A 14671-nucleotide genomic window follows, 5' to 3' on the forward strand; every position below is an offset into this window, starting at 1 on the left:
AAATAAGAGGAAGGCCGCCGATGCCCGGCAGTCTTCCTCGTGGGGGATGCTATGGATTAACCCTGCTTACTCGGTTCATGCAACGCTGCATAAGGATCGATCGTGCGGATCGTGCCGTCCTCGTCATAGTGCAGTTCCGTATACTTCACGCAGCGCTTATGGTTGACGCCTTCGGAGAGGGAACAGTCGTGATAGAAGAGATACCATTTGCCCTGAAACTCCACGATGGAATGATGCGTCGTCCATCCGATGACGGGCGTGAGGATCGTTCCTTTGAACGTGTACGGGCCAAGCGGGTTGCGGCTCACCGCATAGACGAGTTTGTGCGTGGTTCCCGTTGAATAAGACAGATAGTACCATCCGTTATAGTGATGCACCCATGGCCCTTCGAAATAACGGCGATCCTCGTCGCCGGCAAGTATAGGATTGCCGTGCTCGTCTAGGATGGAGATCTCTGCGGGCTCGTCTTGGAAGGACAGCATATCCTCGCTTAAGCGGGCAACGCGCGGACCAAGCGCAGGCGCGCCGGAATCCGGACCTTCCGCTTCCTGGTCGAAGCTTCCCGTCTGCCACTTCTCCAACTGGCCTCCCCACAGTCCGCCGAAGTACATATAGGCCTCTCCGTCGTCATCGACGAATACGGCAGGGTCGATGCTGAAACTGCCCGGTATGTAATCGGGCTCAGGCGTGAAAGGTCCCGCAGGCGAAGCGCTGGTCGCGACGCCAATACGGAAGATCCCGTCATGATCCCGAGCGGGGAAGAACAAGTAATAGGTATCGTTCTTGTATGCGGCATCGGGAGCCCATAGCTGCTTGGAAGCCCACGGGATATCCTTCAGATGCAGAACCTCGCCATGATCGACGACGGGGGATTCAAAGTTATCTAAGGAGAAGATATGATAATCCTCCATGGCATACTGATCCCCATTGTCGTTGTCCGGTCCGTCGTGGTCCAGATCGTGCGATGGGTAAAGATAGATTTTACCTTCGAATACGTGAGCGGAAGGGTCAGCCGTGAATAGATGGGTAATGAGCGGCTCATTAGGCTTCGGTATGCGAGTCATTGATATCTCCTCCAGATTCTTCTTCATGCGAATACGTCAGGAAATTCGCCGTTAAGTTCCACTTACGTTCAGTGTATCGTTAGCCTACTCATGAAACAACGGGTCAAAGTTTAGATGATTACCCCACAAATTAAAGGTCTTGGCAGCGAATACCGAATCGGAATCGAAAAATCCGCTCCCAACTAACGGAAGCGGACTCATCTTGCAGTTCAGGGGGAAAAGATACTATTCAACCTTGACCAATTGCCATTGCTGGTTCAGATCGCCGCGATATAGATTCTGCTGCAGCTTCGCGCCGTCTGCGGCGGAAGATCCGGCGACCTCAACCGCCTTATTGCTGTTCACATTAAGGATGCTCCAATAGCCGTTGCTTAGTTTGATCAATCTGAACTTCTGTGGCGTATTGCTCAGATCGGACCAAAGTTGAATCGCTTCCCCGTTGTTCTTGGTCCCGTTACGCACATCCATCACTTTGTTGTCCGAGGAACTGACGCTGCGCAGCCGATAAAAGTTATTGTAGGTCCCCATATCATCCACGACCCACCGCTGAGCAGTCGCGTTATTGTCCGTCCATTGCTGCAGCTGAAGGCCGTTCGTGTTCTGGCCGCTCGGCACATCAATGGCTTTGCCCGATGCTCGGTTGATAATCTTATAGGTTGCGCCGGAAGTGACACCATTCCATACTCCGTTCCAAGGGTTCAACTGCGCGCGTTCGTAATACCATTCGAAGATGAAGCGAGCCATGCCGTCTCTCGTCGTATCGCCGTCATACATGAGGCCGGCTGTCGGATCCGCGAACGAGCTTCTCGTTCCGGGGTTCAGCAGGAAGCCGTTCATGTGGACGGCCACGCTGACATTGCCCGCCGCCGTGAAGATGGCTTTCGTATTTTTGCCGAAACCCGCGTTCGTCCCGTCGAAGAGCGTCCAATACTCCGAATCGCCCGACTTCCACTTGAACCAAGTCGTCTCCGTAATATTGATGGGATAGCTGTCCGCGCACGGCTTAATGTTGGTGTCCCACTGCTGCTGCAGAACCGAGTAATTATCGTTGGCGCCGTAACCCGGGTACCAGTGAACGGCGTAGCCGACATTGTTCAAGGGGTCCGTAAGCGGATTGGAGGCGCACAGCTGATAATATTGATCCCAGCCAAGTCCCGACGCCCAGATGACGTTGTCGGCTCCTTTGCCGCGAATGGTTGCGATCATGGAATTCTGGAAATCCCGAAGCGCATTCCAATGGGCGACGAAATCGGACTCGATCGGATTGCCGCCCCACCCGCCGTTCGCATACGACAAGACCGGCTCATTAACCAGCTCGAACATGACGTTATCCGCGCTCTTGATCGCAGGCTGGGAGGCAAGATAACCCCAGATCTGATTGAATTTGTCCAGATTGGCTTGCGTGGTCGCCTGATTGTTCTGCAAGGTGAAATCAAGTCCGAGCGTAACGTACAGACCTTTCGTCTTGGCATAGGCGATATAAGGGATGATGACGTTCTGCGTGACCGCTTGAAGGCCGGCGAAATTATACGTTCCCGCCGCGACGTCGCCCATGTCTTCCCGATCGATGAACAGCCGGACCTGGTTCATATACCAGCCATGGGTGTTGCCGTATTTCGCGGACGTGGTCGTGAACGTATCTGTTATATCTTTCAAATACTCCAGAACCGCCGCGTGCCGATTCCCGCCGTTACGATCCAGATAATAGCTGCTGTTCTGATACGTCCAGTAAGCGCCGGTCGGCTGGTGCCAACCGCTTAGCAGCACGGGCTGCCCGCTGCTGTTCACCAACTGATTGCCGCTCACGTGCAGCTTGGACATGGGCATGCCCGTCCATGCCTCCGCATCGTTGCCACTTAACAAGGCCGATGTCATCATGGCCATGAGCAGCAGTAGTTTGAATGCAATGCCAAACCTTTTCATTAATTCACCATCTCCTTCGCCAAATAAATTAGAGGCGCAAGCACATTCATCCAGCTGTAATGAATACGCTTACATTGTCAATTTTATCGCGGTTCCGATCGGTCAACAACCTGTTGAACTATGTATCCATGACCCGCTAAAATTCAGATGATGCGCCGTGCTATAATGATCGGACAGAGTAAATAGGAATGGTTGTGGTTATCATGGCAGGTCTTAAAGATATTGCGGAGTTAGCCGGCGTCTCCGTCGGCACGGTGTCGCTCGTGTTGAACGGGCGCGCCCGGGATTTGCGCATATCCCCCGAAACCGAGGAGAAAATCGTGCAAGCCGCGCGGCAGCTGGATTACCGGCCGAATACCGCCGCAAGGCGATTGCGGAGAGCCGGCAATGAGAACCTGCCCACGATTGCGGTGTATTGGGCTTCCGATTTCCCGAGCGAATTGTTAGGCCGTTTCTTCATCGGCATTCAGAATAGTTTGTTGGACAGACACGAATTCGAAGTGACGGTGCAGCCTTACCGCCAATCGGAGCTGCATCAGTCCAATCTGCTGTCCGCCAGCGAGTTGTATAACGGCGTGATCTTGACGGGGGTATCCGACGCAGACATTCAGTTCCTGGAGGAGAACCCGATGAAATCGCCTGTCGTCGTGTTTAACCGAAGGCTGACGAGCTACAGCTCCGTGTACGTGGATGATGAGGAGGCCGGCCGCAAGGCCGCTGCCTTGTTTGCCGCCAAAGGGCATAAGCTCGTCGGCATGATTGCCCCCGACGTGCGGACAAGCTCCATCAACCACCGCAAGAACGGATTCATACACGGCGCACGCGAACATGGCATGGAACTGCCTGAAGCCTGTATCTATCAGGTGCCGATGTCCATGCATGGGGGCCAGATCGCTGCCGAGCATCTGGTCACGGTACGCGATCGTCCAACAGCACTATTCTTCCCGAACGGGATCATGGCCGTCGGCGCATTGCCTGTCTTACATCGTGCCGGCATTCGCATTCCGGATGATCTTGAGATCATTACCTATGGGGACAGCGAGCACGAGCGGTTCACGCTTCCTTCGCTCTCTTCCCTCATTCTCCCCGTCGAAGCGATGGCGAGTTCCTGTATCGATGTGCTGATGAAGACGATCAAAGGCCAGATGCGCTCCCCTCATGCGGAGCGCTTCGAGACACCGTTCGTATTCCGAGAGAGTTGCATCCCTCCTGCTGGATTAGAATGAAGATCTTCATATGGCGTTGCCTCACTGCTGTCCTTTCTTTAGGGCAGCATTTTTTATTGACAAAAATAGGATCGTTTCGCTATGTTAGTCTTGCTAAAACGTTTTAGTAAAGGAGGAACGATCATTCTATGCAACCCGTACATGAGCTGCACCGAAATCAATCTCTCCATTCCCACGCTTTATTCTTCGATCCCGTTCTGCGTAAGGTGGATTGGTCGCAGGTCGATGCCGAACTCAACAAGGTGCCCTATATTGAAGAGAAACCTGGGGTGACCGTGCTTGCGAACGGCGATGTCGTCTTTTATTTTCTGGCTCCGAATGCCGAATCCGTTCAAGTGGCGCATATGGGCGGGCCTCGCTGCGATCTACGCCCTTGCGGCGACGGGTACTGGACGGTTACTCTCTCGGGTATTCCGGCCGGATTCCATTATCATCACTATTACGTGAACGGCATTATGGTCACGAATCCATTGTCGCCTTACGGGTACGGCAGCTTCCAACCGATCAATTACTATGAAATTCCCGATTCGGAGAACGATTTCTACCTTCTGCAGCCTGTCCCGCACGGCTCGATCCGAATGGAGCTCTATGAATCCTCCGTTACGGGGCGGACACGCAATTGTTGGGTCTACACGCCGCCTGGCTATGACCAGCAGTTAGAGCATACCTATCCCGTCCTCTATTTGCAGCATGGGGGAGGCGAGAATGAGACCGGCTGGCTATGGCAAGGCAAAATCCATTATATCCTCGATAATCTGATCGCTGCAGGGCAATGCGAAGAGATGGTCGTCGTCATGAATAGCGGCTATGCGTTCCTGGATGAGGAGATGAGCCAATTCCTCCCGGGAAATTTCGACGCCGTTCTAATGGAGGATTGCATCCCGTTCATCGAGAATCGCTTCCGCGTCAAGACCGACCGGTTACACCGCGCGATGGCCGGCTTATCGATGGGCGCTTTCCAGACGCTCCTCACGACATTCAAGCATATCGAGGATTTCGCTTGGATCGGCCTTTTCAGCGGAAGCCTGGCCTGCAAATCCAGCAGCGAGTACGATCACCGCAAGCTATTCGAGCATCCCGAAGCGTTCAATGACGCAGTCAAGCTGTTGTTCTTGGGCATGGGCGAACAGGAACATGGCTATGATCCGATCGTACGCGAGCATCGGGAGCTGACGGATCGCGGCATCAGAAGCGTCTTGTATACCTGCCCCGGCGGGCACGACTGGCATGTGTGGCGCAGAAGCGTGCATGCGTTCTTGCAGCGCGTGTTCCGGACCTAGCGCGGAGTACCCAACTTAGGAGGTCTTATCGTGAAAAAAGTACCGCTTGATCCCATCGCGCCGGCGCCCGCCGGATTCGATCTGGATCAACTGCATCGAACGAATGGCGCAATTGACGTGATTACCTATGACTCGAAGACCGTCGGTACGAAGCGCCATGCGCTGGTGTATACGCCGCCTGGCTTCTCGAAGGACAACTCGTATCCCGTTCTGTATCTGCTGCACGGAATTGGCGGAGATGAATACGAATGGTTTAACCACGGGCGCCCGCAAGCCATTCTCGATAATCTGCATGCGAACAAGCAAATTGCCGAATGCATTGTGGTGTTCCCGAATGGCCGGGCCATGGTGAATGACCGCGCGGAAGGGGATCTCTTCGCACCGGACAAGATTGCCGCCTTCACGACGTTCGAGCAGGATTTGCTGCATGATCTTATCCCCTATATCGAGACCCGTTACCCCGTATTGACCGATAGAGAGAACCGCGCGATCGCCGGACTTTCCATGGGCGGCGGCCAATCGCTGAACATTGGCCTTCGCCATCTGGAACGGTTCGCCTGGGTTGGCGCTTTCTCCCCCGCTCCGAACACGCTTGCGCCAGCCGAGCTGATTCCCCATGTCGATGAAGCCTCGGAGCGCATCAAGCTCCTATGGCTTTCGTGCGGGAAGGCAGATGATCTCTATTACGTTAGCGAGAGGACCCTTGCGTTTCTAGTCGAGCGCCATGTTCCCCACTTATGGCTGGAAGAATCGGGCGGGCATGACTGGACCGTCTGGAAGAGCGGGTTATATCAATTCGCGCAACGGATTTTCCAATAGAGGCAAAGCGAATCGGCTAATTATATTGCGGCTAAAATACCCCCGTCAGATAAGCGACGGGGGTTGCTCGTTATTGCAGGATCAAACTTGCGATCGCCGAAAGATCGATAATATCGATCACGCCGTCATTGTTCAGATCCATCTGCTTGAACGTGTTCCAGTCCGGATCGGCTGCCTTCTTGCCGTATGCGGCGGCGGCCATGGCGAGATCTCCGATGGAGTATCTTCCGTCTTCGTTCAAGTCGCCGGAAGACTTGCTTACGATTCGGAGCGTATGCTCGGCTGCTGCAAGCGACACCTCTTCGCCGTCAGCGTTTGCCAGATGTCCTTGCGGGAGCTCGATACTGGTACTCGATGCCGTATCAATCGCTTTCCATTTTATTTTCAGCAAGTCTCCATCAGCTGTTATCGCATGGTCAGGCCCTTCGCTGGCCATCAGCACGCGAACCTCCCCCGGAGTATCGGAGTCCACCGCGATCACCTGGGTACCCTGCTGAAGCGATTCGGCGGCAATGAATTGAAGCTTCGCCGGATCATAGGTGAAGATCAGGTCTTGCGCCAGGATGCCATTGCCCTCCTGCACGTCCTTTAATCCGTACGTCAATTCCAATGTGTCTCCCGTATTCACTTGCGTCTTGCCTTGCAAAGAAGCGACCGGTGAAGCGGATTGGTCAGCCTTGCCGGACAATGTCAGTACCCCGAATGTGGAAGGGTCCATATATCCCGTGCCGGTCGTATCGTTCCACGCCGCAACGCTTTGGCGGATGCCGTCCTTGGCGTCATTGATCTGAACGTCAAAGCCGAGCTTCTTGCCGTTCTCAGCCGTGATGGCATCCAGCGGAATTTGCGCCTCAACCGTGTAACCCGTGGCGGACTTATGGACTGCCGAGGCGAATCCATCCTCTTGGCTCTCCGGATTGAACGAAGTTTCGTTGTCGAAGTTCACGCGGTACTGCCCGTCATCGTCCTGATAGGACGAAACCTTGGCGTTATTCTGATCCAGGAAGATCTCGATAGAATCTTGTTCCCATGCATTCGCGTTGGTCTTATCCAACTGCGCATCATTCACCTGGATCAGGACGTACAGGTTCTGATCGTCCCATAGCGCTCGAGCCGTGCCAGACGCCCCTTGCCAAGCCGTCTGATAGCGGTTCACCGCCATGGCTGGCGCTTGGCTCCACGCGGCATCGACGGTACCGTCAACGACAGGCGTAGCATAGGTTGCTGTTCCTTGGTTGGCGCTAGACGATGTCGGCGGATGTTCCTCGATGAATTTATCGGGATCGACTACGCCGTAATAAGCGGGCTTGGCTTGCAGATCTTTATCGAACAGCAGCGGGTTGCTCTCCGATCTCCAGCTCGTCGCATCGTTCAAGCCCCAGAAGGTCACGCGCGCGATATGATCCGCATGCTCCTGGTAGAGCTGGAATAACTGCGCGTACAGATACCCTTGGGCAATGGCTTGCTTCTCGGTCAGTTGCGAGTCGCTGCCAGCTTGAATATCCAGCTCGGTGACGCTTACTTCTACGCCCAGGGAGATAAATTTCTCCAAGGACAGCTTCACGTTGTTCGGGTTCGTATTGACGCTATAGTGCGCCTGCATGCCGATGCCGTCGACCAGCAGCTTGCCGGGATGGGTCTGCGCGTATTTGTCGTTCAGTTCTTTCACCATGCTGTAGATCGCTTGCGCTTTGTTCTGGTTATCGTCGTTATAATCGTTGTAATACAGCTTGATATCCCATTCCGGATGCGCGTCCAACACCTCTCGGGCCGCCAGGAAAGCCTGCTCGACGTAATCCTCCCCGATGGCGTTGTACCAAGCGGATTTGCGCAAAGCGGCTTTCCAATTCGACGGATTGGACGGGTTATCGTTCATCGCTTCATTGACGACGTCCCAAGAGATCACCCGGTCGCCGTAATGCTCTACAACCGTCTTGATATGCGTCCGCAAATTGCCAAGCGCTTCCTCGCGCCCGAGCGGAACGCCGTCCGACGTATTCATCCAGGCAGGCGTCTGCTGATGCCACACGAGCACGTGCCCATGCACGCTTAGTCCTTGCGCCAGCGCCCCGTCGACCAGGTTATCCGACCAGGTGAAGTTCCCCTTCGTCGGCTGCGTCGCATCCGGCTTCATCGCGTTCTCCGCCGTAATGACGTTATGATGATGCTTGAGCAAATCGAGCCTAACGCCGCCCAGATCCGAAGTCGATGCCACGTTGCCGATTAAGAAGTCATCCTGATACACGTCCTTAATCGGAGCCAGATCCTTCTGAATGGAGACGGGGCCGGAACCGCGTTCAAAGCTAATATCGTCGATATAGAAGGAAGCCGTCGCGTTATTCGGGCTTTCCACATAGATGGTCAAGAACTCGTCGCCGACGCTGTTGTAACGGAAGGAACCTTCGTATAATACCCACCCGTCATCGGTGCTGATCGTTTGGGCTTGCAGGCTGTTATAGCCGGCGCCGTCGCCTTGACCGACCTGGGTGGACAGCTGGATCTCCGAACTTGCCGGGGAGATCAGCTTGACCCAGGCCGATATGGTGTATTCATAACCCTTATCGACGTACGGTTCCACTCGCAGCGCAGGACCATTCCATGTCTGCGTTCGGCCCTCCACCTTCAGCGCGTAGGAACCACCGTCCGTATGATTGGCTTCGTTGGTGACGGTCAGCGTCTCCGTGCCCGCGCGTCCGGCAAAACCGCCTGTCGTCTGATCCTCGAACGTAACGGTGCTAAAAGGCAGTGCCGGGTTTCGAGTCCCCTCTTCTTCACCTGCAACCGCGGTGACGACGGCGTCGCTGGAAGCCGAAGCTGCAGCTTCGGCTGTCGGCGCAAGCCACACGGCAGGAATAAGCAACGATGCAGCGAGCAATTGCGAGACAGCTTGCTTGAACCTTCTCCTCATTTCATGCGTTCCCCCTTATTCAAGTTGCGCACAACCGTTTAAAACGCTTACACCCCTTGATTGCCCGAGGTCAACGAACGGCTGTGTCGCGTATAAAAAGCATAAATTCCCAGCCAATAATGAACAACCTGTCGCTTTTCAGTTCAATACCTGATAAACTTCCACTTTTGTGACAAATGGGGGACATTCGTCCCCCTGCTATGACTGGCTTGCCTTGTTCATTATCCCAGAATCTTCGTTGCCACGTACGCCAGATCCACGATATCGATCTTGCCGTCATTGTTCATGTCCGCTGCCTTGGCCGTTGCCCAATCCGCGCTGCCGGAATCCTTGCCATAATGGGACGCAACCATCGCAAGGTCGCCTACGGAATAGCGTCCGTCTTGGTTCAAGTCCGCGGAAGCTGGTTTCACGACCGCTGCTTTGAAGGTATCTGCGGCTTGGATCAGCACAGTTACCGCATTGTCGACTTCGGACTGCGTCGCGTTTGCCTTGTCTTTGACGGCTTTGGCCGCAGCAATCGCTGCTTCAAGCGCATCTCTGGCCGCTTGCGGGTATTGACCCGGCTGCATGCCCACGACTGCCGCATCATAGAGGATTTGCGCATTCGTGATCGCATCGTTCAATGCCGTCTTGTCGACAACCACTTCCACGCTGCTTACCGCGATGCTTGCGCTGCCAAGAGCAGCTTCAATCTCGGTTCCTGCCGCCGTCACGCCAAGCAAGGCTTGGGTAGCCGCGATCGTTCCCGTCGTATCGTGAACCCCGTCTTTCACCTTGAACGTGACATTCAGCACCGGCGTGCTGGCGCCGGATACACTGCCAATGTTGGCTGCAATGAGTCTGACTTGCCCTGCCGTCTTCGTATCTTCGCCCACGACTTGAATGTTGTCGTTCGCGCCTGCCGCACTTACGTATTCGAATTTGTCGGCATCATAGGACAACGTGATATCCTCGGCGTATACATTTTGTATCATATGGTCCAGCTTAACGGACACGGCAAAGCTTGCGCCAGGTTTCACGCTTGCCGCTGCCGAGAGGGAAGCCGTCGGTCCTTGCTCCTGCACCGGCGGCCAGATCGGATCCGCTGCCGAATTGCTCGTCGTCAGATAGATGCGATCGATGATGAGTCCGTCTTCTCTGCCCCAGAAGTTCAGTTCATGCACGCCGGCAGGGATAGTCAATGCCGCGCCGCCGACCACGGCCGCGCCGCCGCTACTGAGATTAACCCATTTGAACTGACCTCCGCTGACGCCTTCGATGCCATTGGCGGTAAATTTGTATTGATTGTCCAGCCCGACGTGGATGGAGTCCGAATTATAATCCACGCTCTTGGCCAAAATCCACACCTTGTACGTGCCTGCTGCCGGAACGTTGATTCGGTAGCCCAGCTTGGAGCCCGAAGCAAGCGTCGCCGCATCCGTGCCCGACATGGCGAAGCCCGTATCCGGCCCGAAGAGCATCGCTTTGGTAGACTGGCCGTCAACCAGCGACCACGTATGGCCGTTGATCGTGCCCGATACATAGGCGTTCTCCGTGTTCTCCGCTGCGGTCTCGGCTTCGATCGCCACCATCGAAGGCGTATCGAATTGGATGGTGTAGACCGATGTCTGCAGGCCTTCCCTGCTGACTTCCACCTCGGCCTTACCCGGGACTCCTGCTGCTTGCGTGATCGTAACACTCGCATCAGGATCGTTGGGAACGGCGGTCACTTGAGGCGGTGCAGATCCTGCGGGCACATCGATCGCATAACTGTAGATACTCGGACTGAACCCGCTCACTTGAACGCCGCCCACTTGGAGCTGCTTCAGATTCGTATCGAAGTTCGACCCTTCCAGCTGTTCGCCGATGACGAAATGATCGAAGTCAACGTAACCGCCCGTCGTCTTGGTTGCGTAATTGAACAAGGCGAAGCGATAACCCATAAAATGCGGAAGCGTATACGACATCTGAAGCGTGCTTCCGATCGAAGCCCAACGCCTTCCGTCCAGACTATAATAGAAGTACGCCTTATCCGTCCGGTTCTTGAAATCATTCTCAACCCTGAGATACACGATATCTTGCGAGAGCGGCACATTCGCAGCTTCCGTAACGGAACTTGCACTGCCTTGTGCCATAACGATCGATTTTGCCGTGCCGGACATCTTAACGCCGACAAAACCGTAATTGGCCTGGAACGCGGCAATTCCGGCATAATCCCCGTCTTTCATCTGACTGACATCGATCGAGATCGTCCCCGTGCTTTCCGGTCCGAACGTTCTTTGCGTCAGCGTGTTGCGGGCATCGAGAATGCCGCTGCTCGTTCTGCCGGTTGTCAGCCGCAAGTAACCTGGGCGATCGGTCAGCGACCAGTATCGATTGTCCGGATTGTGATTCCACTGCCATACCGGCGCAAGATTGGAGCCGTTGTCGTCGTTCTCTCCGCTTGCGGTCACCGTATGGTACGCATGGATTTTCTCTTCGCGCTGGTCGAAGTTATCCGATGACACCCAAGATTTCGACAGTTCGGCAGGGATGCCGGTATCGTTGACATCTCCGAATACAGGCCACCCGTCCTCGCTCCATGTCATCGGCACGATGTATGGGATTCGTCCGACGGATCCGTAATCTTGGAACAGCATGCCGTACCATTTGCCGTCCGGGGTTTGAACGATGCCCCCTTGCGCCACGCCGGCACCGTTCGAGTTGCTTCCCGACCTTAGCGCAACCTTTCCTTCGTAGTTGCCATCGATACGGTCCGCCCGATGCACGAGCTCCGTGCGGATCCCGCCTGCCGGCCACGAGATATTGAAGATGTAGTATTTTCCGTTGATTTTATAGATGTGCGAGCCCTCGGCGCCAAGGCCGCCGGACCCTCCGGGAGCGCTCGCATTTTGAATAATCGTCTTATTCATGCCGCCTGGTTTGATTGCCGTGGCATCTGCCGTCAGTTCAATGACCTTGATCGTTCCATTGCCATACACCATATAGACGCGTCCGTCATCGTCGAACAGCAGCGACATGTCATGATAAACCCCGCCGGCAAGCTCATGCTTCTCCCACGGTCCATTCTCGATGTCGGCGGTTTGGAAGATGAACGTTTTCCCGATATCGTTGGAGGCGAAGACGACATAGAATTTGCCGTCGTGGTATCGGATGCTGCTCGCCCAAGAGCCTTGCCCGTAGATGTTCTGCCCGTTGGACATCGTCTGCTTATCGCCATCGGCGAGAATATCGTAAACATAATTGACGATCTCCCAATTGACGAGATCCTTGGACTTCATGACCGGAACGCCCGGATTCATGTGCATCGTCGTACTGGTCATGTAATAGGCATCATTGACCCGTATGACGGAAACATCCGGTACGTCCGCCCATAGGATCGGATTCTTGGCCGTCGTTTCCTCTGCATAAGTCGTTCCGACTGGCAGATAACTTAGCATGAACGCAAAAGCAAGCAGGATCAGCGCTATTCTTCTTGTAAGCATCGATTCGATTTCCTCCTCACGCAGGAATGAAAGATGGGAGACCAGCGTCTCCCATCGGTGGAACATGCTTTGCGCTAAAGTGACTCACTTGGTTGAACGGATGAAATGATAAGCGTCAAGCCTAAGTCATGCGTTATTGGAGAATCTTCGTTGCGACGTACGCCAGATCCACGATATCGATCTTGCCGTCATTGTTCATGTCCGCTGCCTTGGCCGTTGTCCAATCCGCGCTGCCGGAATCCTTGCCATAATGGGACGCAACCATCGCAAGGTCGCCTACGGAATAGCGTCCGTCTTGGTTCAGGTCCGCGGAAGCTGGTTTCACGACCGCTGCCTTGAAGGTATCCACTGCGCTGCCCAGTGCGGTTACCGCGTTGTCGACTTCGGACTGCGTCGCGTTTGCCTTGTCTTTGACAGCCTTAGCTGCTTCAATCGCTGCTCCCAGAGCATCTTTGGCCGCTTGCGGGTATTGACCCGGCTGCGTGCCCACGACTGCCGCGTCATAGAGGCTTTGCGCATTCGTGATCGCCGTGGTCAATGCCGTCTTATCGACAACCACTTCCACGCTGCCTACCGCGATGCTCGCGCTGCCCAGAGCAGCTTCGATCTCGGTTCCTGCCGCCGTCACGCCAAGCAAAGCTTGGGTAGCCGCGATCGTTCCCGTCGTATCGTGAACCCCGTCTTTCACCTTGAACGTGACATTCAACACCGGCGTGCTGGTACCGGATACGCTGCCGATATTGGCGGCAATGAGTCTGACTTGCCCTGCCGTCTTCGTATCTTCGCCCACGACCTGAATGTTGTCGTTCGCGCCTTCCGCGCTTACGTATTCGAATTTGTCGGGATCATAGGACAACGTGATATCCTCGGCATATACATTTTGTATCATATGGTCCAGCTTAACGGACACGGCAAAGCTTGCGCCAGGTTTCACGCTTGCCGCTGCCGAGAGGGAAGCCGTCGGTCCCGGCTGCTGCACCGGCGGCCAGACCGGATCGGCTGCCGAATTGCTCGTCGTCAGATAGATGCGGTCAATCGTCAAACCGTCTTCCCTGCCCCAGAAGTTCAATTCGTGCACGCCGGCAGGAATAGTCAATGCCGCGCCCCCGACCACAGCCGAGCCTCCGTTGCTGAGGTTGACCCATTTGAACTGACCCCCGCTGACGCCTTCGATGCCATTGGCGGTAAATTTGTATTGATTGTCCAGCCCGACGTGGATGGAGTCCGAATTATAGTCCACGCTCTTGGCCAGAATCCACACATTGTACGTGCCTGCTGCCGGAACGTTGATTTTGTAGCCCAGCTTGGATCCGGAAGCGAGCGTCGCCGCATCTGTTCCGGACATGGCGAAGCCCGTATCCGGCCCGAACAGCATCGCTTTGGTAGACTGCCCGTCAACCAGCGACCATGTATGACCGTTGATCGTGCCCGATACATAGGCGTTCTCCGTGTTCTCCGCTGCCGTTTCCGCCTCGATCGCCACGATGGAAGGCGTATTGACCGTTACCGATAGTTGCGCGGTTACGGCTTCGCCTAATGTCCCCTTGTAACGAACCGTCACTTGCGCCGTTCCGCTAGCTTTGGCCGTAATGGTCCCGTTCGCCACGTCGGCAACCTCAGGATTTGCATTGGTGTAAGTCGCTGTCTTCGTGACATCCTCTGTATGCCCATCCATATATTCCGCCGTTACTTTGAAGGCTGCGGTTCGACCGGCCTCAAGCGCGAACGAAGCATTGTCGACGGTAATTTTCTTGACGGTAAGCTCGCTGTTCAAATCCTTGACCAGCAAATGAAGGGTATCGCTCTTGCCGCCATAGCTGACATTCATGCTAGTCGATCCATAGCCAACGCCGGTCACGATTCCGTTATTCACGCTTACGATGCCGCTTTGCGCAGGGGTTACGACGGCCTGAGCCGTCACATCCTCGCTTGTGCCGTCGGCATATACGGCGGTTGCTTGGATCGAAGCCTGGTTGGTGCCGGA

8 protein-coding genes are annotated in these 14671 nt (G+C 55.0%); 3 read left to right on the plus strand and 5 right to left on the minus strand.

Going from position 1 to position 14671, the window contains the following annotated elements; translation table 11 throughout:
• Positions 1–56: 56 nt before the first annotated feature.
• Together FHS18_RS00350 and FHS18_RS00355 are read right to left on the minus strand one after the other, a co-directional pair.
• A complete protein-coding gene (locus FHS18_RS00350) occupies positions 57–1064 on the minus strand; it encodes a glycoside hydrolase family 43 protein (protein ID WP_183595799.1) in 1008 nt (335 codons plus the stop codon).
• A 225-nt stretch (positions 1065–1289) separates the two neighbouring features.
• The gene (locus tag FHS18_RS00355; RefSeq protein WP_183595801.1) at positions 1290–2987 is read right to left on the minus strand and encodes an RICIN domain-containing protein; all 1698 of its coding nucleotides are present in this window, start codon (positions 2985–2987) and stop codon (positions 1290–1292) included.
• A 203-nt stretch (positions 2988–3190) separates the two neighbouring features.
• Here FHS18_RS00355 and FHS18_RS00360 point away from each other — a divergent pair, with 203 nt between their 5' ends.
• The 3 genes from FHS18_RS00360 (at position 3191) to FHS18_RS00370 (ending at position 6312) form a co-directional block, all read left to right on the plus strand.
• The gene (locus tag FHS18_RS00360; RefSeq protein WP_183595803.1) at positions 3191–4213 is read left to right on the plus strand and encodes a LacI family DNA-binding transcriptional regulator; all 1023 of its coding nucleotides are present in this window, start codon (positions 3191–3193) and stop codon (positions 4211–4213) included.
• A gap of 128 nt (positions 4214–4341) precedes the next feature.
• On the plus strand, positions 4342–5493 hold the full coding sequence (locus FHS18_RS00365; protein ID WP_183595805.1) for an alpha/beta hydrolase-fold protein: 1152 nt from the start codon (positions 4342–4344) through the stop codon (positions 5491–5493).
• Positions 5494–5523: 30 nt separating this feature from the next.
• On the plus strand, positions 5524–6312 hold the full coding sequence (locus tag FHS18_RS00370) for an alpha/beta hydrolase (protein WP_343060335.1): 789 nt from the start codon (positions 5524–5526) through the stop codon (positions 6310–6312).
• A 70-nt stretch (positions 6313–6382) separates the two neighbouring features.
• Here the strand turns inward: FHS18_RS00370 and FHS18_RS00375 are convergent, their stop codons facing one another.
• From FHS18_RS00375 to FHS18_RS35305, 3 genes are all read right to left on the minus strand, one after another.
• On the minus strand, positions 6383–9220 hold the full coding sequence (locus FHS18_RS00375; RefSeq protein ID WP_183595807.1) for an endo-1,4-beta-xylanase: 2838 nt from the start codon (positions 9218–9220) through the stop codon (positions 6383–6385).
• Between the two features lie 221 nt (positions 9221–9441).
• Entirely contained in the window at positions 9442–12687 is a 3246-nt protein-coding gene (locus tag FHS18_RS35075; RefSeq protein ID WP_183595809.1) for a family 43 glycosylhydrolase, read from the minus strand.
• Positions 12688–12820: 133 nt separating this feature from the next.
• A complete protein-coding gene (locus tag FHS18_RS35305) occupies positions 12821–14515 on the minus strand; it encodes a dockerin type I domain-containing protein (protein WP_425497308.1) in 1695 nt (564 codons plus the stop codon).
• Positions 14516–14671: the final 156 nt, after the last annotated feature.

This window comes from Paenibacillus phyllosphaerae, from assembly GCF_014192105.1.
In the GTDB taxonomy this organism is placed as follows: Bacteria; Bacillota; Bacilli; order Paenibacillales; family Paenibacillaceae; genus Paenibacillus_Z; species Paenibacillus_Z phyllosphaerae.